The following is a 20,989-nucleotide window of genomic DNA, read 5'->3' as shown; positions in this document are numbered from 1 at the left end:
GTCTCCCGGGACATGCAGCCCTCATTATCGGGAGTTGTGTTACAGCCATGGTTTGGAGAGCACTCATCACGTTTCCGTGTTTTTCACGGCAGAACGGAAACCCAGAGCGCTGACGGCTGCCAGCCCGGATTGAATGGCCCCTTCGATTGTTGAGGGAAGCCCTGTATCCGTCCAGTCTCCCGCAAGCGCCATATTGGCGGTATCTGTCTTCGCTTGGGGGCGACGGCGGTTTTGCTCTGGTGTCGCGGCGAATGTCGCTCGTTTTTCCCGTAGCAGCCGAGCGGGTGGCATTGCGACCGGGAGTGGCTGAGGCAGGATAGGGTCAAGAGCACGCCGGATTTCAGACCAGATGGTGGCAAGCATCTCGTTGCTGTCCCGATCTGCGTAGCGATTAGCGGCGCTGACCGTGACGGAAAGGACGTCGCCTTTCAGAAAGATCCACTCCGAAATACCACCCACGAGACCTACAAAACCTGCCTGAGCGACGACACCCCTCGCCTCTACGGGTGCAGCAAGTTTGAAATGCGCGTTTGCAATGCTCTCGAACGCGTCGGGCACAACCAGTTCCGGCAGCAGGTTTTGGGTGACTGGAGCGGGTGTAGCGACAATGACGTGGTCTTCTGGGCCGAGCTCAATGCGGCCTTCCGTCGTCTCAATGGCAGTCGCGCGGCCATTCTCTCTGATGATGGTGCTAACACGAACGCCCTTGCGGACCGTCGCATGGTAACGGTTCAGGTATGAAATCGCTGGATCGACCAGTGTTTCAGAGAGGCCAATTTTTGGGAACCAAGGGCAGCAGGCCATACCGCCTTGTGCCAGAGACTTCCGGATGACGTTTCCCAACAGCAGTGCACTACCAGTGTGCAGGTCTGTGTTCAGAACCGAGATGGCGAAAGGCTCCAGAAGGCGTCGGCTCAGCTGACCGGGCTTCAGGCACTCTTCCACAACGGTTGTGTCATCAGCCTTCAGGAAACGCCCCAGGGATGCCAGTTCGGAAAGCTTCATGCCTGGAACGCGGCGACCGCCAGGTAATGCCCAGAACGGGACTTTTCCTTTGGAAAGGCGAAGTGTCCAAGCCAGATCTTCTGCCAGATCATAGTAAGGAAAGATTGGAATACCGGGGCCTGCCAGTGTGTGACGGGCGCCGAGAATATCCAGATACCGGAATGTCAGGTTGTTGGCCGACAGCAGCAGATGGTTGCCGTTGTCGATCAGGGTATCGAGCGTGCGGTCATGAAAAGAGCGTGCGCGTCCGCCACAGGCAGGGCCCGCTTCATAGATCGTGACCTGGGCCTGGGCGGCAAGTTCTACGGCAGCAGACAGGCCGGACAGACCCCCGCCAATAATATGAACGTGGCTCATCGGGCTTACTTCACGTATGCCGCCAGAGCGCGCACTGCCCGCCAGCCCTTACTGACTTTCGGAGAAAGCTCCGGATTTTTCCATCCACGCTTTTCGAGTGCGTTCAGGACGGGCTCATAAGACGCTGCCATCATGCGTGCTGGACGCATGGCGGTGCTGTTGCATTCTCTCATTGCGCGGCGCGCTTCCCGGAAATGATCATGAGCGCGGCGGCTCAGGATACGTGCCACATCATCCAGGCCGTGTGCGTACAGAGCTTCTTTTGGATTGGTGGGTACGTTGAAGCGTTCCAGCAGCTCTGACGGAAGGTACAGCCGGTTCCGTGCTGCATCTTCAGCAATGTCGCGCAGGATGTTGGTAAGCTGGAGGGCGCGTCCCAGATGTTTTGATACGCGGTCAGCCGCAGCAGAAGAGTCCCCGAAGGCACGAACCGAAAGGCGACCTACGGCTGACGCAACGCGATCGCAATACAGATCCAGGGTTTTCTCGTCAGGTGCAACAATGGGGGCACCGCAGTCCATGGCCATACCGTCAATAACAGCATGGAAATCCTTGGCCTGGAGCTGGAACCGGAAAATAGCTGCTACCAGAACACGATCGAGTGCGTCCTGCGTTTCCCCCTGATACAGGCGGTCTATACGTTCATGCCATTCCTGCAGGGCCTGTGCGGGGTCAGCGACATTTGTGTCACCATCCGCAATGTCGTCGACCTGCCGGCAGAACGCATAGATTGCAAACATGGCCTGCCGTCTCGCAGCCGGTAAGACCTTCATACCTCTGGCAAAAGACGTCCCGGAAGCTGTGACAATGTGCGCAACATGGTCAAGATCGGCCTGCGCGCAGGGAAGACCAGAAAAAGCACGCGCCCTGCTGAAAACCATGTCTGTCACCTGTTCTGTTTCAGAAATTCTGCGTTCTAGCCCCAAACCGGGATGTCACAAAGCCGACACGAACGGAATGGGATCCCATACGTTTGTATGATGCCAAATGGCAACACTCTGCCCAAAGGAGTATCTGATGAATTTCCGTTTGTCTCTGATCCTTCTGTCCTGCCTGACTGCGGGTTCAGTTGCCCATGCAGAATCGTCGACAGCCACCGCCCATGCTGATCACCTGCTGAACGCATCCCATTCCTGGAACGGAGTAACCTACACGCCGTATTCCACCTCTCAGCCAGAACTGAGTATGATCCGGCTCACCATTCCGCCTCACACGGCCCTGCCCTGGCATGTCCATCCATTTCCGAATGCTGGCTATGTCCTACAGGGAACTCTGAAAATTGAAGACCGTGAGAGTGGCAAAACCAGAACCTTTCATCAGGGCGAAGCCTTTGCGGAGTCAGTGAATGATGTGCATCGTGGTGTGTCAGGAGATGTCCCGACCGTCCTTCTGCTGACTTATGCGGGCGTTGAGGGGAAGCCGACCTCTATCCCCGTGGACAAGCAGAAACCGGAATACTGAAATCCGATTTCATTTCGGGCTTTGACAGACAGATCGTTTCGTTTCTAGTATGTTTTCAGACACACTAGGAGCGTGAGCCGAGCATGACCGACTGCCTGTCCCCTGAAGCAAAAGACGATCTTCTCTCACGCGGTTATTCCCGTCGTAGTCTGGGCCGCGTGGCTGCACTGATGAGTGCAGGCATGGCAGTTCGGTCCCTTGTTGGGCGTGCTGAGGCTTCCCCCCTCACCGCGCTGCCGCCCGGTGATGTCACTAAGATGGTCCGCATCGGCAGCAATGAATGCTGGACAGGTCCTTTTCCAGCCGCTGCCAAGGCGGGTGCAGCTGCCGTTTTCGAAGGAAACCGGTATGATCCGAGCGGCCATACCCGCGAAGATCTGATCCGCACAGCCGCCAAGATCGACAACGTCCCAGAAAATTGCATTCTGCCATGGGGCGGTTCGTCCGACCCGCTCTGTCGTACGATTGTGACGTTCTGTTCCCCGACGCGTGGTTTGGTTACAGCTGACCCAAGCTACGAAGCCGGATGGGTGGCTTCTGAGTGGCTCAAGATTCCGCTGGCCAAGGTGCCGCTGGACGCATCGAACGGTTATAAGACCGATGTGAAGGCGATGCTGAAGGCTAATCCGAATGCCGGCGTCTACTACATCTGCTCACCGAACAACCCGACCGGCACCATCACCCCGCTGGAAGATATTCGCTGGCTGGTTGCGAACAAGCCGAAAGACTCCATTGTTCTGGTTGATGAAGCCTACATCCATTTCTCTGACGCCCCGAGCGCCGTTTCGCTCGTTGCTGAAGGACGCGATGTAGTTGTCCTGCGGACCTTCTCGAAGATGTTCGCGATGGCTGGCCTGCGACTTGGCTTCAGCATGGCTCCTCCGGCTCTGCATGAAAAGATGATGCGCTATGACGGTGTGAACCAGACGCACATGCTGCCGATCCCTGCGGTCATCTGCGGTACGAAGAGCCTGACCATGGCGTCGGATATTGCGGCACGCCGTCGTGAGATGGATGCGGCACGCGCCATGACCTATGAGCACCTTCAGAAGAAGGGCATCAGCTTCATTCCGTCTGATGCAAATATGTTCGTTATTGACTGGAAGCGCCCTGCTGCACCGATCAAGGATGCTTTCCTGAAGGAAAACATTATCATTGGTCGCTCTTGGCCGATCTGGCCGAATGCCTCCCGTATTACGGTCGGCTCCATGAGCGACATGAAAAAGTTCTGTGCAGCGCTCGACCGTATTATCGGCTGATCTGCCTGAGGGAAGGTCTGAAGCCTTCCCTCATCCTATTTAGTTCGACGGAAAGTATCGCATAGCCAGAAGCAATGCCTTTACGCCGTCTGATTTCGTAAGGGACACACGTTCTGCGACAGGGTCCTGACGCCTTAGTTTGCGCGTCAGAATATGCGAGAGCTCTACGATAACAGCAGCTTCAAGCCGCATCCGGCGATCCTTGATCAGCATCGGTAGTCCGCGGGCTTCGCGATTCAGCGTGTCTACGCCATCCAGCATTCTATCAAAAACGCTGCGCAGACCTGGTTTGCTTCGAACAAGCCGAAGATCGTCGATTGTTACGCCTTCTTCTTCGAGCCAGGGAAGCGGAATGTAGCATCGATCCAGCGTTTTCAGATCTTCAGACGCATCCTGAAGATGGTTGATGATTTGCAATGCGGAGCACAAAGCGTCTGATGGCGCCAAGGTCTCCTGCCCTTCTGCGTGTAGCAGCAGAAGAAAGCGCCCAACCGGGTTGGCCGAATACCGGCAGTAATGCAGGAGTTCCTGCCAGCTCTCATAACGTGTCTTTTCTGCATCCATACAGAATGCTTCAAGAAGATCCGTTGCCGTCTCCAGAGGAACGCCTGTTTTGAGAAGCACCTCTCTTAATTTTACGGCTGTCTGTGCATCTGCTCTTTGAGGCGCCTGAATTTCCCCCCGAATGACGGCAGCCATCCCTTTCAGCCGCGCAATTTTCTGCTGCGGCGTCAGGTCAGGAGTGTCCACCATGTCATCGGCGACGCGGGCAAAATTATAATATGTGTGAACATATGGGCGCAGGCGCCGGGAAATCAGTAGAGAGCCGACGGGAAAATTTTCGTCAGTTTTGCCTTTGGCGGAGGTGACGTCTTTCGTCCCCCAGATGTCTTCTGTCACGATGCCTCATCCGTATAGGAACGATTTTTCCAGCGTACGCCGACGCCTCTATGGTGGTCTATGGCAGAACCAACGGTGGCAGCCATATAAAAAGCCGCAACGAATGGCAGCGGTAATGCCCGCCATAGTGGAAGACCGAACCGCTTCAAAGTCGGCAGAAAGGTCGCGCAAGACACGAGATAGGTCAGAAGTCCGACTTTCCTCGTATGCCCCTTGCCAAAAAGCGCCAGACCGACAGGGAGAAGCCAGATCAGCGTCATTCCCAGAATGGTCGCCAGCAACAGCAATGGAGACTGGCGCAGTTGGACGTAAGCTGTCCGGGCAATCATTTCCCAGATGTCTTTGGCTCCGCGATAGGGACGAACTGACCATGCAAGTTCGCTATGCCCCAGATAGAGCCGACCACCCGATCGTTTGACATGCGCTGCGAGCGTGCAGTCATCAATCAGTGCGCCCCGGATGGCTTCGATGCCACCGATCCGCTCCAGAGCGCGTCGACGGAGAAGGATTGTTCCCCCTGCGGCTCCTGCAATGCGCGACCGTTCACTGGCCGTCCAAGCAAACGGATAGAGCATGGCGAAGAAATAGACGAAAGCCGGAACAAGAAACCGCTCGGCCGAGCTTTCGCAGTTAAGGGCAACCATCTCTGAAACCATGTCGAGATCGTCTTCACGCGCCTTGGCCAAAAGTGTGGCCAGATGCTGCGGCGCATGCATGATGTCGGCATCGGTAAACAGAATGTAGCCGTAAGGCCCAATATGGTGCAGGGCCTTTTGGGCGCCCTGGTTAACTGCCCACAGCTTGCCACTCCAGCCGGGTGGTCGTGGGGCACCAGTGAGAACAATCAGCCTGTTATGAGGGTCGGGAACGGCGCGTGCCAGATCTCCCGTTCCGTCCGTGCTGTTGTCATCTACGAGAATGACAGAAAGTTTGCCGTCGTAGTCCTGCTGCAGAAGAGATGTCAGACACGACTGGATAGACTCAGCTTCGTCACGCGCCGGCACCACGATTGCAACATCCGGGGCGCACGGGGGCGACGAACCTGCTTTGAGAGTTGGGCCACCCTGCCAGAATTTTCCATGGAAGAGTGAAAGATAAATCCAAGCCCCAAGACTGGTAAGTGCGCTTCCAAACAGCATTATTTCATACGTCCATGCAGTCGGAACCATGAAATCGCATCCGCGATCGCATCCCGTGCAGGGCGCGGCGCGTAGCCCAGTTCTCTCTGAGCCTTGAGCGATGAGAAGAACATGAGCTTCCGGGACATGGCGAGTGTTTCACGTGTCACGCGGGGCTCAATCCCGAATCCTCGTGCGAGCCATTCAGAGACGACCGCGACTGGGTAGAGCCAGGATTGCTTGAGCTTGACCCGAGGCGGCTTGACGCAGGCAATTTCGCTGGTGAGCCTGAAGAGGTCTCCGAGCATCATGTTCTCGCCACCGAGAATATATTTTTCGCCAACTTTTCCGCGTTCCAGAGCCAGAACGTGGCCTTCTGCGACATCGTCCACGTGAACGATGTTCAATCCGGTCTCGACGTATGCGGGCATCCGGCCGGAGGCGCAGTCAAGAATCATCTGCCCCGTGGGGGTGGGCTTGATATCGCGCGGACCAATCGGCGTGGACGGATTGACGATAATCGCTGGAAGACCTTTTTCCCGGACCAGCTTCAGCACTTCTTGTTCCGCACGATACTTGGACAGTTTGTACGTGCCGATGACACTGCTTTCCGTGACGTATGTTTCCTCGTCAGCAGGTGTGCCGTCTTTGCTTAGGCCAAGCGCTGCTACGGAAGAGCAGTAAACGATCTTTTCTACCCCGGCCTCAAGGGCTGCGAGCATCAGGTTCCGTGTGCCGTCCACGTTCGCTTTCATCATGACTGAAGGGTCCGGGACCCAGAGTCGGTAATCGGCAGCGACGTGAAAGAGGATCTTCACACCTTTGAGAGCGGCGGGAAGGGKCGTCGGATCAGACAGATCCCCGATGGCAAGTTCCGCGTCGAGCTCTGCAATGTTGGAACGGTCCGAGTTTTCCCGAACAAACAAACGCAGGCGGTGCCCACGTTCCCGGAGTACGCGGGCAACAGCAGAACCAACGAACCCGGTAGCCCCTGTAACGAGTGTGACATCGTTCATGGTGGCAATCTTCTCCTCGGCTCATCAGCAACAGGTTGAAATTTTTCGGCCACCATACTGCCGGTGGCTTTCGGGGGAAAGCGTCTGCAAGGCTGGAATATTGCAGAGCTGTAGGTTAGAGCGTGTTGCGAACGGTATGTGACGAAGACGTTGAAAAAAACTCTCCCTATTATTCTCTCCCTTCTGGGTGTGGCTCTTTTCACATTCATTGCCGCCAAGGCAGGCATCCAGCCAGTCATGGAAGCTCTAGGAAAAGTTGGCGTCGGAGGTTTCTTCCTTCTGGTGCTGATCCAGCTTGTTCTGGATGTCGGTCTCGGCCTCGCCTGGAAGGCAGCCGTACCGCAGATTGGTCTGGCACGATTGACCGGCGCGCGATTTGTCCGCGATGCAGCCGGTGCCTGCCTGCCCTTTTCCCAGCTTGGCGGAATGGTCCTCGGCGTTCGTGCAACCCTGGCAGGGCATCAGGCTCGGGACGTTGATGGTGAAGATCTTCACTGGCCGGAAGGTGTGGCGGCCAATCTGGTCGACATCACAACAGAGGTTCTGGGGCAGATCGCCTTCATTCTTGTTGCGATTCTCTGCCTCGTTGGTCATCAGGGAGCCGCGCGGTTTATCTGGCCGCTGATGGGGGGCATGGTGCTGCTCTCTCTCGGCATCGCCGGTTTCATCTGGACGCAGCACCGCGGCGGATCGATGGTACGCAAGGCCGCCATGTTCTTCGGGCGTCATATCGCCTCTGACTGGCGAGAGAGCCTCATCGGAAATACAGACATCTTTCAGGCGCGGCTTGAATCGCTGTGGGGCCGCCCGGATCGCATTATGTTGGGCGCGATCGTACATTTCAGTTGCTGGGTCGGTGGTGCAGCCGCCACATGGGCGGCTCTGGAGCTGTTAGGCGCTCACATCGGGTTTTTGTCTGCTCTCGCCATTGAAGGCGTGGTGTGCGGGATCATGTCAGCAGGCTTCCTTGTTCCGGCGGCACTTGGTGTGCAGGAAGCCGCCTATGTGGCGCTCGGCCTCATCTTCGGAATAGACTCACAGATCTCCCTCAGCCTGTCTCTGCTCCGCCGTGGGCGTGATATCCTGATCGGTATTCCCGTTCTTCTTGGATGGCAGGTTGTAGAGATGAATCGTCTTCGCAAAGAACGGGCTACCCTTGCCGGCACTCCTGACGACACCGTTACGTCGGTACTGAAAAAAGCCAGAACGTCTGCGATGGCTGGGGCTGCGGGAAAAGACGGATCATCTCATCAAAAAGCTGAAAAAGAGGACGACGCCGCTTTCGCAACCGCGCCGCGCGTTCTGTGATGCCCCTTTTCCGTTCTCTGGCAGTTATTGGTCCCGGTTTGATCGGTTCCTCTGTCCTGCGGCGGGGGAAAGAAATGGGCACGCTGGCGGACACGCTGATCGCGGCTGATATTAATCCTGCCGTTCTTGATCGCGTCCGCGAGCTTGGATTTGCAGACGTTGTTACAGACGATATGGCGTTGGCAGCACAGGCTGACTGCGTGATGATCTGTGTTCCCGTCGGTGCAGTAGAGGCGACAGCGCGCGCTATTCTGCCTCACATGCGACCGGGAGCAATCCTCACGGATGTTGCATCTGTACGTGGAAAACTCGGCCCTACGATACAGGCACTCCTGCCCGCCGGTGTAGACTATGTCCCGGGTCACCCCATGGCTGGAACCGAGCACTCAGGGCCGGACGCTGGTTTTGCAACGCTTTTTGAGAACCGCTGGTCGCTGCTCGTGCCGCCAGAGGGCGCAAATGAGCTTGCTATAGGAAAGATCCAGAAGCTGTGGGAGCTTTGTGGCGCTCGCACGAAAATTCTTCCTGATGACAAGCATGACCGTATCTGCGCCATGGTAAGTCACCTTCCCCATCTGCTGGCTTTTACGATCTGCGATACGGCGGATAATCTTTCCGAAGAAATCCGCGCAGCCGTTCTGGACTATGCCGCATCGGGTTTTCGTGATTTCACACGTATCGCGGCTTCTGATCCCGTCATGTGGCGAGACATCTTCATCGCCAACAAGGATGTCTTGTTAGAGACCTTGGATCGCTTCGTTGCAGATGCTCAGGGTATGGCACAGGCGATACGTGCAGGGGATGAGGAAGCGATTACGAGCCGGATTGAACGAGGTCGAGCAATCCGGCGGACGCTGATCGAAAATCGACAGGCCTGAATATTTTCCCTTCCTGAAAAATAGCAGGAAGGGAAAATGCTTTAAGATCAGGCTGTTGTGATGCGAAGCGTATTTGTGCTTCCAGCAACGCCGTAAGGAAGCCCCGCCAGAACGATAACGTGGTCCCCGCTGCGACAAAGCTTCATGGATAATGCCATGGCAGCCGTCGGAGCAGCCAGTTCCTCAATGCTCTGAGCAATATGCTCTTTCTCTACGACCTGAGGGAAGACACCCCAAACAACACAGAGACGGCGAGCTACTTCCTGATGAGGTGTGACGGCCAGGATCGGGCAGTGAGGACGCTCACGAGCCATGCGCAGGGCGCCACCACCGCCTTGTGTCCGAACGCCAATGGTCCGGGCATTCAGCGCGGTGCTAACCTGCCAGGCGGCCTGAACAATCGCGTCCTGAACCGTTCCTTCCGGCTTCGGGCGGGAGCGGTCCATGCGCAGACGCCATTCGACGTCCTGCTCAACACGAGACGCAATGCGCGCCATGATGGAAACTGCTTCGATCGGATATTTGCCAGCAGCACTTTCAGCCGAGAGCATCACAGCATCGGCGCCATCATAGACAGCGTTGGACACGTCAGAAACTTCGGCGCGTGTTGGCGTTGGGCTTTCGATCATGCTTTCCAGCATCTGCGTCGCCACGATAACCGGACGGCACTGACGACGCGCTTCAGCAATGGCGCGCTTCTGGGCGACTGGTACTTCTTCCGGAGGCAGTTCAACACCAAGATCGCCACGCGCCACCATGATCGCGTCTGAGAGACGAACGATCCGCTCCAGGTCATCCATTGCCTGTGGCTTTTCGAGCTTCGTCACAATTGCTGCGCGGCCCTTGGCAATATTGCGTGCTTCTTCGACGTCTTCAGGGCGCTGTACGAAAGAGAGCGCAATGAAATCCACACCGAGAGAAAGCGCGAAGTCAAAGTCCTTGCGATCTTTCTCAGTCAGAGCCGGAATAGGAAGCGTCACGTCAGGGACATTTACGCCCTTGCGTTCAGACAGCTTGCCGCCAATGACCACTTCCGTTTCCAGGGCGCCTTCAATGACATTGACAACGCGCAGCTTGAGCTTGCCGTCATCGAGCAGGAGGTGGCTGCCTGGCTTGGCGGCAGAAATGATTTCAGGGTGTGGAAGGCAGACGCGGTCTATCGTGCCGGGTGTTCTGTCCAGATCCAAACGGAACGACTTTCCTTCTTCGAGGATAACCGGACCATTTTCGAAAACACCTACGCGCAGTTTCGGCCCTTGAAGATCGGCAAGAATGGCGAGTGGTCGACCAACTTTCGCTTCTGCTGCCCGGATCGCCGCATGACGCTCGCCGTGGTCTTCATGGGCGCCGTGGGAGAAGTTGAGACGGAAGACATTTACCCCTGCTTCAGCCAGAGCAAAGATCATCTCAGGCGAGGACGATGCCGGGCCAAGAGTTGCGACGATCCGCGTACGGCGATGATGGGAGCTGGATGTCATGTGTTGGCGTCCTCGCAAGAAAAATCAGTTGGATTGAATCGTCTCTCCTGGGAGAAGTCCCCAGAACAGACGACGTGGCAGCCATCCCTCGTAGCCTTTGACGACGACGTGGCACCATTGAGAACTTTGTGGGCAGGCTTTGATGTTGCCCACTGTTCCCGGCTGGAGGACAGCAACCACGCTACTGTCTTCCTCCGGATGGCTCATGAGGAGAACATCACTTTTATGCGCGCGGGCTTCATCCTGCGTCTCGACGTGACCCAGAACGCGTGCATCTGCGCGGCCGATGTGGTCTCCGTCCTTGGCGGAAGCCTCTCCCGTCTGAGCTTTCACGCCTTCAGGCGGCAAGCCCGGAATGACGAAAGTTCGGCTGCCGTACAGCGTTGCCTGATGGACCCATCCCTTCTGGCCGTCGGAGTCTTCGACAAGTCGCCAGACATCGAATTCGCGCTCGATCTGAACAGGGAGGCCACGGCGATGATAAACCCAGTCGATGGGATAGCGATCCCCCGGGCCTCGCCGCATATAGACCTTGTCCGCACGCAGGGCTGCGTATCTGGGAAGAGGTAGCCCCGTGTTGCTCCCTTTATCGGTCGGGTCTGTGGGCGGAACATCTGGCGTTGCCGCTGCGGTTGCGGGCTGGCTCGCGGCCGCAGCGGCTGCTGCCGCCCCGGCTCCGGCCACCGCTACAGGCGCGATATGCTTGCCCGAACCGTGATGCGATGCGTGATGAGTCGTCTTGACGGCCCCTGCACTGTCATTTTTGGCTTTTGCCGATTTCTTTTTCGCATGGGCTGTCTTGGCAGCGGCAGAGGTGTCGGCTTTAGCCGTGTGCTCATGCTTGTGATGGCGCGCTTCTGCGGGGTGAATGGCCAGCAAAGCTGTGCCAGTCGTGACAGCCAGCAGAAACTGACGGCAGCGCAGTGTTCGGGACAGAGGGGTGACAAGCGTTCTCATGACCGCATCCCTGCCAAGGGTGAAGGGTTTCGGCAAGTCACCAAATCACAAAACTTCCGAATTGTCCGTATGTGGAAACTCATAGTGCCGTGATCGGGCGGTCTCCCGCCTGCTCCAGAAAGGTTACGATACCCCGGACAGAAACGGTTTCGACAAGGGCGTCTGGTTCGAGGCCGGCGAGAGCCAGGCCTGTTTCACATGCCATTAGTGTTACATCGAATTCGATTAAGGCATCCCGCAACTCACGGAAACCCGGCACACCACGAGCGGCAAGTTCATTATCAGGAATAATGCCTGCGAGACCTGACCAGTCTTTTGCCAGTGCGTGAACACTTTTGCCGCCAGCAAAAATTGTAACTGCACGTCCCATAGAGAGCATTCCAGCAGCGACGATAAAAGCATAGTGCGCGCGTTGCCAGGAATCGTCTGCCAGCGTCAGAAAAACAGGAGGTTTCACGCTGGTGTGCTTTCGTTGTCGGCGTGGACTGGACAGGAGGGATCCCGGGTCAGAGCAAAACTCCTCATGGTCGCGCCTAGAGCATCCCAGATCATGAGGCGTGTTTCATTGCGCCCTTCAAGCTGCATAAGCTCCCGCATTACTTCAACAGCCATCAAACTCCCCATGACGCCTGTTGCCGCACCGAGCACTCCAGATTGGCCACATGTTGGCGCCTCGGTCTGGGCGGCTTCCGGGAACAGGCAGCGATAGCAGGGGCCGCCAGTCTGAGGCCTGAAAACGGCCAATTGCCCGGAAAATCCCTGAACGGCGCCAGAGACAAGTGTTCGGCCATATTTTACGCAGGCATCTGAGACAGCAAGGCGCGTCTCAAAATTGTCAGTGCCGTCGCAAATGAGGTCGTAGTGCGGAACAAGCTCGTCCAGCGTCCCTGCTGTTGCACGGGTGCAGTACGCCGTGACGCGAGATAACGGATTGAGCGCTGCAAGCCGTTCTGCGGCCACTTCAGCTTTAGGGCGGCCAATGTCCTGTGTTGTGTAGAGAACCTGACGCTGCAGGTTGCTGAGCTCCAGATGATCGTGATCCATCAGGCCAATATGCCCGACACCCGAGGCGGCCAGTTGCTGCGCCAGAGGAGCGCCTAGCCCTCCTGCCCCAACAATCAGGACCGAGGCCTGCCTGACCTGTGCCTGCCCCGTGGCGCCTACCTGCGGAAGCAGAATATGACGGGAATATCGCTCAAGTTCGGCATCAGAAAAATCAAGGTTCATCAGTACAAGATAATTGCTGACTTTTCAGACGGAAAGACGTTAGATTCACGGATGTCCACCTTCCCCTGATTTTCAGGGCCTGTGCGGAGGCTTGAGCGTGAAAAATTCTTTCTGGAAAATATCATACCGAGCCCGGCAGGGACTGGGTGTTACAGCCGGTGCGGTGCTGGCAGCTTACGCTGTTTCTCCGTTTCTGGCGCTGTGGGACATTGACCGTGCCATGAAAGGCAACAATCCCGCCAGATTGATTCCGCATGTGGACTGGAGTTCCCTGACGCATTCTCTCAAGGAGCAGTTCAGACCGCCCGTCCCTGCTTCGGACGACGATCTTCCGGACTTTGGAAGTTCATTTGCTGGCAATGCCATATCGAATGCCATCGATACAGAACTGTCTCCCACGACCCTCATGTCAACGGCGCATCAACTGATGCCAGCAGGGTCTTCCAGTTATTCTTCGGGAGGGGGCTGGCCAGTGCTCGGTGGCCTGCATGCTCATTTCGTAAGCCTGAATAAATTCGAGGCACAAGTTGACCAGCCCGGGCAGACGCCGTTCGTTCTGCACATGAAGTTCGAGCACTGGGGCTGGAAAATCACGCGATTTGAATTACCGCAGTCTGCCCCTCGGCCCTAAATAAGGGCTGTTCAGGCCGGAGGAAGATCTTCCTCAAGAACTGTGATGTGAATGGCGTATGAGACTTCGCCTTCATCTTCGTCACGATGAACCGTGCCGATCACTTCGCCTGAAACGGCGAGTTCAACACTCATTCCCTTACGTGCAGGCTTAACGACTGCAAGCTTCGGCGATCCCAGAAGACGCTGCAGCGTCGTTTGAAGGCGTGTCACTTCGGAAAGGGTCATATCGGCCATGAGTGGCACTCCTGTGTTTGGCAAGGTCTTGCCCTGTAGCTCATCGTTACCCTTAAAGGAACCCGTCTCCCCTACCCTGAATGGGTTTCGTGTTGTAGAAATCGGGCTCTTTCTATTTTGCCCTGTCCATTCGGTGCTGTCCGGATTGGTTTAGGGCAGTCCATCCTGACCCCGCGCAAAGGAGACAGAATGCGCCCCTTCCTCTTCCGTACACTCGGAGCTCTCGCCACAACGGCAGCTCTTTCCGGATGCGGTTATTTTGATTCCCGTAACGCTCACAAGGCCCAGTTCGAGATGGTTGGCATGACTGGCTACGATCTCCAGGCCTGCGCCGGTCTTCCGGGAAGCACCAAGAAGCTGAATGATACGACAGAGATCTGGCAGTATGATGGTACGCAGAGCACACCTACCATTTCTTCTGATTCAGGTCTGATTCCTGCACAGTCCATTATCAGTATTTATCAGTCTGCTTTTGGCGGCGGCGGCACAACTTGCCGTATGGTCCTTCGACTGGACCATGATCGTGTTTCCGAAGTGCATTATACGGGAAATGACGACGAATATATCGGCACTGACGGTATCTGTTCCATCATTACCCGTGGCTGTGCTCGCCAGAGAGAGTCGACGATGCATCGCGTAAATGCAGGTCCATTCGGTCCGGTCTCGGCCTTCCACCCACCGGCAACACCGGCACAGAGCACCTCGGCCACATACTCCGACCAGTCCGGAAAATATGTGCCGAAATTCACCGACGACAAGACACAGTCGGTTATTCAGCCAGCCAAGTAAGAACGAAAAAGCCGGGATTTATCCCGGCTTTTTTTTATGGGCAGTTGATCAGATATTTCATTTTACGAACGGCTGGACCGAGGCCATCGAAAACCGCCTGGCTGATCAGGAAATGCCCGATATTCAGCTCAGCCAGTCCTGGAAGCTTGGCCACAGGCGTCACGTTGTCATAAGTCAGACCGTGACCGGCATGGAGTTCCAGTCCACAGTCTGTGACGATTTCAGCGGCATGCTGCAGGCGCTCAAGTTCTCCCGGCTTGTTGTGGGCATAGGCGCCTGTGTGAAGCTCCACAACCGCTGCGCCAAGCTCCGCCGAAGCTTCGATCTGGCGCTGATCCGGATCAATGAACAGAGAGACCCGAATACCCGCGTCTTTCAGGCGCGCAATCCGCGGGGCCAGTACTTCGCGATGGCCTGCGACGTCCAGACCGCCTTCTGTCGTCACTTCCGTACGTTTTTCCGGAACCAGACAGCATGCGTGCGGCTTCAACAGGCAAGCGATCCGAACCATTTCCTGCGTTGCTGCCATCTCGAAATTCAACGGTGCTGCGAGTGCTTTGAGGCGCGGCATGTCTGCATCACGGATGTGTCGACGATCTTCCCGAAGATGCGCTGTAATGCCGTCTCCTCCCCATTTAAGGGCAAGCTTTGCGGCTTCTACAGGGTCTGGGTAAGCATCGCCGCGTGCGTTTCGCAGGGTGGCAACATGATCAATATTAACACCAAGCCGAATCATCGGTTGTCTCCCTTTTTATGACGGGACATGGAATTTGCCAGTCTGAGTGCTGCGAGAAGGCTGGATGGGTCAACCTGACTGTCTGAACGTCCTACCGGGCCCGCAATATCGAAGGCAGTGCCGTGATCTGGAGACGTCCTGATTATCGGCAAGCCAATGGTGACGTTCACACCCTCGGCCATATCAAGCGTTTTCAGGGGAATAAGAGCCTGATCATGATACATACAGATCGCTGCGTCATAGCCCGGCCTCGCTGTTGCGCTGAACATTGTGTCCGGTGGGAACGGACCCATTACGGTCAGTCCTTGGGACTTCAATATGGCTATAGCTGGGCCGATGATGGTTTTTTCTTCCGTGCCCATCATGCCCTCTTCGCCAGCATGAGGGTTTAGGCCAGCGATTGCCAGGCGCGGCTGAGTGATACCAAAGTCACTCTGTAAAGCCTTGTGCGTGGCAAGCGTGACCGCAACAATCCGCTCAGTAGTCAGGCTCTCGATTGCCTGGCGCAAAGACACATGGATTGTCACGGGCACAACCCTAAGATGAGGGGATGCCAGCATCATGACTTCCTGCCCATCGCAGTGGCAGAGCGCCGCCAGAAACTCCGTGTGCCCCGGAAAGGAAAAACCTGCTGAGGCCAGAATATGTTTGGCAATCGGGTTGGTGGTGATGCCAGCCGCCTGCCCGCTCTGAACATATCGTACGGCCTGTTCAATGCTCGCAATGACTGCGGCGGCATTTCGTGAATCCGGCTTTCCAGGGACGACGGGGGTCAAACATTCAACCGGCAAAACAGGCAGGGCATCGGAAAACACGTCGTGAGCATTTTCCGGTGCTTCAATCAGCTTGAAGGGTATCGCGACGTTGAGAAGCGCTGGGTCACCAAGCCAGAAGAAAGTTGGCCCCGTTTCTCGCAGGGCCGTCCAAGCCAGGGCGGCCAGCTCCGGCCCTATCCCAGCCGGATCACCGAGGGTCAGGGCAATCGGAGCGTTCATGTCAGCCTGCGTCTGCGAGGGAAGCGATGATACGCGCCCAGGACCTCACACCTTTGTGGAAAGAGTCTAGGCCATATTGCTCATTGGGAGAGTGAATACGGTCATCAGATTGTGCGAAGCCAACCATGAGTGCATCCAGTCCTAACGCGTCCCGTACTTCGCCAGCCACTGGGATGGACCCACCGCAGCCGATCGTAGCGGCAGGGATGCCCCATTCGTCAGTTAGAGCTTTCAGTGTGGGAGCAAGAAAGCGACTGTCACGGGAAACTTCAAAGCCGGGTGAGCCGCCATGCGCTGTAAATGTAACCTTGGCGTCTGCTGGCAGGGCAGCATTCACATGCGAGCGGAAGGTTTCGCGGATTTTGTCCGGGTCCTGCCCCGGCACAAGCCGGAAGGACACTTTTGCCATTGCTTTTGCGGGAAGGACTGTCTTGAAGCCCTCGCCTTCGTATCCGCCAGAAATACCATTAATTTCGCAACTTGGGCGGCACCAGGTCTGCTCAATGGCGGTATAGCCCTTTTCCCCGGCAGCGACGGATAGGCCAGCTTCTTCCAGCAAGGCCGCATCATCTGGAAACAGTGTTTTCCACTGTGCGCGTGTCTCTGGGGATGGGTCCTGAATGCCGTCGTAGAACCCAGGAAGTGTTACACGTCCGTCAGCATCGCGAAGTGAAGCCAGAATCTGACACAACAGGGCAATAGGATTGGCTGCGGCGTTGCCATAGATGCCTGAATGCAGGTCATGAGAGGCACATTCGATGATGATTTCCTCCGCCATCATGCCTCGGAGTGAGGTCGTAATGCCGGGGGTCTGTCGGTCGGCCATCGACGTGTCACATACCAGAGCGACATCGGCCTTTAGCTCGGCAGCGTTCTCCTGAAGGAATGGCAGGAGATTGCTTCCTCCGCACTCTTCCTCACCTTCCAGGAGCACACTAACCTGCACCGGGATGGAACCGTGGACAGTTTTCCACGCCCGGCAAGCCTCAAGGAAGGTCATGACCTGACCTTTATCATCGCTTGCCCCACGTGCCACGATGACCTTGCGTCCAGACGGTTCTTCCACAAGCCGTGGTTCGAAGGGAGGTGCCTTCCAGAGATTTTCCGGATCCGTTGGCTGGACGTCATAATGGCCGTAGAACAGGACATGCGGCTTGCCTGCCTGGGTAGTATCATGAGCCACGACCATCGGGTGTCCGGGCGCGGCCCAGCGAACTTCACGTATATCCGCGGTGAGACCCATGCTTGCCATATCAGCCTGAAGCCACTCCGCTGCTTTCCGGCAATCTGCAGCGTGTGATGGCTGTGTAGAGATGCTTGGAATTCTCAGGAGGCTGAAAAGCCGCTCGACAGAGGCATCAAGCGTCGTGTCGATGTGTGAGAGGACAGCATCCAGAGCGGAGGTGTGAGAAGTGGTCGTCATTAGGTCAAAGTTCCGAAAGCGGTAATGAAATTCCGACGCGCGGGGCGAGCGTCTTTGACGAAGCTACGTCACCGTGATCTTCGTCATCAGAGATTGGCGCGGGTGTCGGGGTGTCAGATATTTTACGGGGTTGCAGCCGGATCGGAGCAGGCGCAATGGGCCCTGCAGGTTTGTTCTGCCGGATCATGCGTGGCGGATGGGTTTGAGTCGGCAGAGCGTCCTGGCCGCTTGCCAATGCCAGAATGGCATTGAGCTGCTGGTCGAAGCGGATTGCTTTCGACGTCTCGGAAACTGTGTGACGAGACTGATTGCTGATTTCGTTCCAAAGTGCCTGATCCTGATATAGGTGCACGATTGCATCAGCAAACCTATCAGGGTCACAGAAACCGCCGGATACGCAATCTTTCCCATCTTCCCAATTCAACTGGGCTCGTGTTGTTTCTGTCAGTACTGCCGGCAAACCTGCAGCCGCAGCTTCAAGAATTTCCTTGGCAGAAGCGCTCATGACGCGTGATGGATCAACCAGGATGCGGCGAGAACGATACAGAGCGCTCATATTCACAAGGGACGGCAACGGCTCGACAAGCGAGGCACGGGTGTAAGGTGTTAGATCGACATCATCCCCAATCTGGCCCGCGATAAGAACTGTTGCGTCTGGCGGAAGCCGTCCCTCAAGTTTCTGAATAACGTCGAGCATGAACCAGTTCAGCCCGTCATGTACTGCATTTCCAGCATCAAGTACGGGTAAGGCAAACAGAATGCCGGAGCGTTCACTGAAGCCCGGCGTACTCGCGAGAGGGGTAACTGGCAGTTGGTCCAGTTGCCTGACATTGCCGTAGCCAAGTTGACGGAGACTGTCTGCTTCCGCCTCATGGCTGGTTACCAGGACCTGACACATCCAGGCATCTGCAAGTTCCTGATCGAGGTCATCGAGCATCTGCTCACGATCATCAACCGCCCCGACCCGTTTGCGAAGATAGGTCTCTTCCGCGCCTGTTCCATCCAGGTCCAGAACGATATTCAGTTCAGGCAGAGTAGCCGCATGTGCGCGAAGAACTGTAGCGGTACGTCGCAGCGCGCTGCTGCCACTTACCCAGATCATGTCAAAAGATCCGCTGCGGTCGCGCAGAAAATCAGACAACTCGGTAATATCGCTGTCGTTCATGATTTCGATGTCGGCCGGAAAATCCAGAGCGGTCGTTACAGTATCCGTGACGTCTCCGTCGATTGGAAAGACCGTAACGTGGTGTCCCTTCTGGCTTAGCGCGAGAACAAGATCCTGCCGTCGTAGATGGGGAGACCCCAGCGAGCGATGTGGCAGTCTGTCGCACAGAAAAAGAACGGTTGGCACGCCAGATGCAAAACGTGCCTTGAACAGTGAACTGCCCTGCATGGGGTGTCTGGAAAGAAGGGACGAGAAGCGCCGCCGCAACCAGTTCTGATTGCGTGTCAGGAAATCGGCTGGAAGTGCGGTTGGTGGTCTGGTTCGATCAAGGATTGACGGGTCATAAACGATTTTTCCGCCATGTTGACGCAGGGCCAGACACAGGGAAAGCAGTCGTGCTTCCGAGCCGATGCAATTCTGATCAATGCTGCCGCATTCTGCGAGTTTCTGCCGACGACAAAACAGCATGCCAATCGAAATGGCGTCTACCTGACGGCAGAACCCGATTGTGGGTTCGTTTGCCTTGGCTCCGGTGCCAAAGCGCAGTGTAGAGGCATCACGCCATACGACTGTTCCAGCTTCCAGCACGCGTCCATCGAGACCGAGGGACTGTCCACCAACGGCCCAGACATCAGGTGTCTTAAAGGCTTGAAGCGCGGCTCTAATGGTGCCCGGAAAGGGCTGCGTTCCCGGTTCTATCAGGAGTACAATGGGAGCGCGCGCTGCTTCTACGCCCAGATTGACCTGTTCACTGCTGCTCGCGCGGAACGAGGGACGCAGAACGCGGATCCCTTTGACAAAACGTTCGATCTGCGCGGTCTCATCCGTTGATCCGGCGTCGACAATAATGACATCGAGAGTGCCTGCGCCGTTGGCATGCAGGGCTGCCAGACTGGAAAGCGTGTCCAGAAACTGGTTAGCCACCGGGATGATGACACTGACTTCCGCCGGGCGAATAAGGCGGAAATCAAGGGGCGCCCTGACGATAGACGGAATAAGTGTTTCTGCGCGTCGCAGGTCCAGATTCTGGTACTGCTGTGCCGTTGCATCCGGGATGTCTTCTTCTACACCCAGAGCGCTCTGTGATTGCACCCAGAGCGCAAAAATGTCTCTGAAATGCCGTTCCCTGAGCTTTCTTTGAACGCCAGGGTGGTGAGCAAACGCCTGAAGATCTACCCCCGTTTGCGGGACACGCATTTCCCGTGCGCCAAACCGGATGAAATGCTCGTACCCATTCCGGAAGCCACCGTCCGCTACGATCGCGGCGACATCTGGATACAGCTGAGCATAGTGCGCTTCGCTGAACCATTGGTTCGGACTGTACGCGACGGGATTTGAGTTTGTCAGGTAGTGATGAAGAGCGTTGAGAAAGAGGCCCTGCTCTACTGCTTTTGCGACATCGGGATATGTAGCGAGATACCACTCCGGGTCGAAATACCAGGAACTACGGCACAGACCTGCTTCAGATGACATCAGGAACTGCCGAAAGTCTCCCTTTCCGTAATCGTATGACAAGCCTCGACTCAGGCTCGCCATCCGGAAGACGGAGGTTTCAAAAAAGGGATGTGCCTGTCTGTGCTCGTGTTCGCCGTCGGTCAGGTAATGATCATACCCGTTGCTGAACCCCTGAGAGATCAGGACAGGCAAACTGACGTCTGGATTGCGGCTGAAGTAGTCCGTTTCTGAAAATAGCCAGTGTGGCGAGCGGCTGCGAAAGCCACTTTCACAATAGTGCAGAAAGCCACAGCTGAAGACGCCGTAACTGATCCCGTCTCGAACGTCCGGATTTTGACGAAGATACCATTCCTCATCAAAGAACCGGTTTGGTGAGAGGCCTCTGCTGGCACCTTTTTCAAGCCAGTGAGTTTCCATCGCCTCATTGCTGAGGTTCAGCGGCAGACCGTCATCGCTCAGAAGCTTTTCTTCGCGCAGAACGTGAGCATAGCGTGTCCGGTACCACTCCGCATCAAAACGTCCCCACACGGGGGGACGGTTACCGGAAAAAGCCGGGGAAGCTAGGATGTAGTCTTTCAGGCTCATGCGGACCGTT

The 20,989-nt window shown here is 56.3% G+C and carries 20 protein-coding genes; 6 read left to right on the top strand and 14 right to left on the bottom strand.

Annotated elements, in window-relative coordinates:
* Positions 1-66 precede the first annotated feature (66 nt).
* Positions 67-1,362 (bottom strand): hydroxysqualene dehydroxylase HpnE, encoded by a 1,296-nt coding sequence (gene hpnE, locus KP707_RS06775; RefSeq protein ID WP_211502572.1) that lies wholly within the window; start codon positions 1,360-1,362, stop codon positions 67-69.
* 5 nt (positions 1,363-1,367) lie between these two features.
* A complete protein-coding gene (hpnD, locus tag KP707_RS06770; protein WP_211502571.1) occupies positions 1,368-2,243 on the bottom strand; it encodes a presqualene diphosphate synthase HpnD in 876 nt (291 codons plus the stop codon).
* A 136-nt stretch (positions 2,244-2,379) separates the two neighbouring features.
* Here hpnD and KP707_RS06765 point away from each other — a divergent pair, with 136 nt between their 5' ends.
* On the top strand, positions 2,380-2,823 hold the full coding sequence (locus tag KP707_RS06765; protein WP_064272913.1) for a cupin domain-containing protein: 444 nt from the start codon (positions 2,380-2,382) through the stop codon (positions 2,821-2,823).
* 83 nt (positions 2,824-2,906) lie between these two features.
* A complete protein-coding gene (locus KP707_RS06760; protein WP_099212663.1) occupies positions 2,907-4,082 on the top strand; it encodes a pyridoxal phosphate-dependent aminotransferase in 1,176 nt (391 codons plus the stop codon).
* 39 nt (positions 4,083-4,121) lie between these two features.
* Here KP707_RS06760 and hpnC read toward each other — a convergent pair whose 3' ends face one another.
* The 3 genes from hpnC to hpnA are packed head-to-tail and all read right to left on the bottom strand — an operon-like array spanning position 4,122 to position 7,116.
* Complete coding sequence (hpnC, locus tag KP707_RS06755; protein ID WP_099212664.1) at positions 4,122-4,982, bottom strand: squalene synthase HpnC; 861 nt, start codon at positions 4,980-4,982, stop codon at positions 4,122-4,124.
* The gene (locus KP707_RS06750) at positions 4,979-6,121 is read right to left on the bottom strand and encodes a glycosyltransferase (RefSeq protein ID WP_211502828.1); all 1,143 of its coding nucleotides are present in this window, start codon (positions 6,119-6,121) and stop codon (positions 4,979-4,981) included. Before KP707_RS06750 ends, hpnC begins: the two co-directional genes overlap by 4 nt.
* Positions 6,121-7,116, bottom strand: a complete 996-nt coding sequence (gene hpnA / locus KP707_RS06745) for a hopanoid-associated sugar epimerase (protein ID WP_215769408.1) — start codon at positions 7,114-7,116, stop codon at positions 6,121-6,123. The genes KP707_RS06750 and hpnA overlap by 1 nt, the downstream gene beginning before the upstream one ends.
* 138 nt (positions 7,117-7,254) lie before the next feature.
* On the opposite strand from hpnA, the gene KP707_RS06740 reads away from it, so the two are divergent.
* Positions 7,255-8,424: a lysylphosphatidylglycerol synthase domain-containing protein gene (locus KP707_RS06740; RefSeq protein WP_211502569.1), complete on the top strand. Its 1,170-nt coding sequence runs from the start codon at positions 7,255-7,257 to the stop codon at positions 8,422-8,424.
* Complete coding sequence (locus KP707_RS06735; protein ID WP_211502568.1) at positions 8,424-9,302, top strand: prephenate dehydrogenase/arogenate dehydrogenase family protein; 879 nt, start codon at positions 8,424-8,426, stop codon at positions 9,300-9,302. The genes KP707_RS06740 and KP707_RS06735 overlap by 1 nt, the downstream gene beginning before the upstream one ends.
* Positions 9,303-9,349: 47 nt before the next feature.
* On the opposite strand, the gene pyk is transcribed toward KP707_RS06735, so the two are convergent.
* The 4 genes from pyk to KP707_RS06715 all read right to left on the bottom strand — a co-directional run bounded on the left by pyk (position 9,350) and on the right by KP707_RS06715 (position 12,964).
* A complete protein-coding gene (gene pyk, locus KP707_RS06730; protein ID WP_211502567.1) occupies positions 9,350-10,780 on the bottom strand; it encodes a pyruvate kinase in 1,431 nt (476 codons plus the stop codon).
* Between the two features lie 24 nt (positions 10,781-10,804).
* The gene (locus KP707_RS06725) at positions 10,805-11,737 is read right to left on the bottom strand and encodes an SH3 domain-containing protein (RefSeq protein ID WP_211502566.1); all 933 of its coding nucleotides are present in this window, start codon (positions 11,735-11,737) and stop codon (positions 10,805-10,807) included.
* A 79-nt stretch (positions 11,738-11,816) separates the two neighbouring features.
* The gene (locus tag KP707_RS06720) at positions 11,817-12,194 is read right to left on the bottom strand and encodes a DsrE family protein (protein ID WP_211502565.1); all 378 of its coding nucleotides are present in this window, start codon (positions 12,192-12,194) and stop codon (positions 11,817-11,819) included.
* A complete protein-coding gene (locus tag KP707_RS06715) occupies positions 12,191-12,964 on the bottom strand; it encodes a HesA/MoeB/ThiF family protein (RefSeq protein ID WP_211502564.1) in 774 nt (257 codons plus the stop codon). Before KP707_RS06715 ends, KP707_RS06720 begins: the two co-directional genes overlap by 4 nt.
* A 97-nt stretch (positions 12,965-13,061) precedes the next feature.
* Here KP707_RS06715 and KP707_RS06710 point away from each other — a divergent pair, with 97 nt between their 5' ends.
* Positions 13,062-13,595, top strand: a complete 534-nt coding sequence (locus KP707_RS06710; protein ID WP_046901695.1) for a DUF2939 domain-containing protein — start codon at positions 13,062-13,064, stop codon at positions 13,593-13,595.
* An 11-nt stretch (positions 13,596-13,606) separates the two neighbouring features.
* On the opposite strand, the gene KP707_RS06705 is transcribed toward KP707_RS06710, so the two are convergent.
* Positions 13,607-13,831, bottom strand: coding sequence for a DUF3126 family protein (locus KP707_RS06705; protein ID WP_046901696.1), 225 nt, complete (start codon positions 13,829-13,831; stop codon positions 13,607-13,609).
* Positions 13,832-14,020: 189 nt separating this feature from the next.
* Here KP707_RS06705 and KP707_RS06700 point away from each other — a divergent pair, with 189 nt between their 5' ends.
* Positions 14,021-14,620: a hypothetical protein gene (locus tag KP707_RS06700; RefSeq protein WP_046901697.1), complete on the top strand. Its 600-nt coding sequence runs from the start codon at positions 14,021-14,023 to the stop codon at positions 14,618-14,620.
* A 34-nt stretch (positions 14,621-14,654) separates the two neighbouring features.
* Here the strand turns inward: KP707_RS06700 and KP707_RS06695 are convergent, their stop codons facing one another.
* From KP707_RS06695 to KP707_RS06680, 4 genes are read right to left on the bottom strand one after another with little or no spacing between them, the layout of a single operon-like run.
* Complete coding sequence (locus tag KP707_RS06695) at positions 14,655-15,356, bottom strand: pyridoxine 5'-phosphate synthase (RefSeq protein ID WP_211502563.1); 702 nt, start codon at positions 15,354-15,356, stop codon at positions 14,655-14,657.
* A complete protein-coding gene (gene pdxA / locus KP707_RS06690; protein WP_211502562.1) occupies positions 15,353-16,351 on the bottom strand; it encodes a 4-hydroxythreonine-4-phosphate dehydrogenase PdxA in 999 nt (332 codons plus the stop codon). Before pdxA ends, KP707_RS06695 begins: the two co-directional genes overlap by 4 nt.
* 1 nt (position 16,352) lies before the next feature.
* Positions 16,353-17,774, bottom strand: coding sequence for a M20/M25/M40 family metallo-hydrolase (locus tag KP707_RS06685; RefSeq protein WP_211502561.1), 1,422 nt, complete (start codon positions 17,772-17,774; stop codon positions 16,353-16,355).
* A gap of 4 nt (positions 17,775-17,778) precedes the next feature.
* Positions 17,779-20,979, bottom strand: coding sequence for a glycosyltransferase (locus KP707_RS06680; RefSeq protein WP_211502560.1), 3,201 nt, complete (start codon positions 20,977-20,979; stop codon positions 17,779-17,781).
* Between the last annotated feature and the right edge of the window lie 10 nt (positions 20,980-20,989).

The sequence above is a fragment of the Gluconobacter sp. P5E10 genome, assembly GCF_018812145.1.
Taxonomy (GTDB): domain Bacteria; phylum Pseudomonadota; class Alphaproteobacteria; order Acetobacterales; family Acetobacteraceae; genus Gluconobacter; species Gluconobacter cerinus.
Note: the sequence above shows the minus strand (reverse complement) of the source record. Positions and strands in the feature narration are given on the sequence as shown.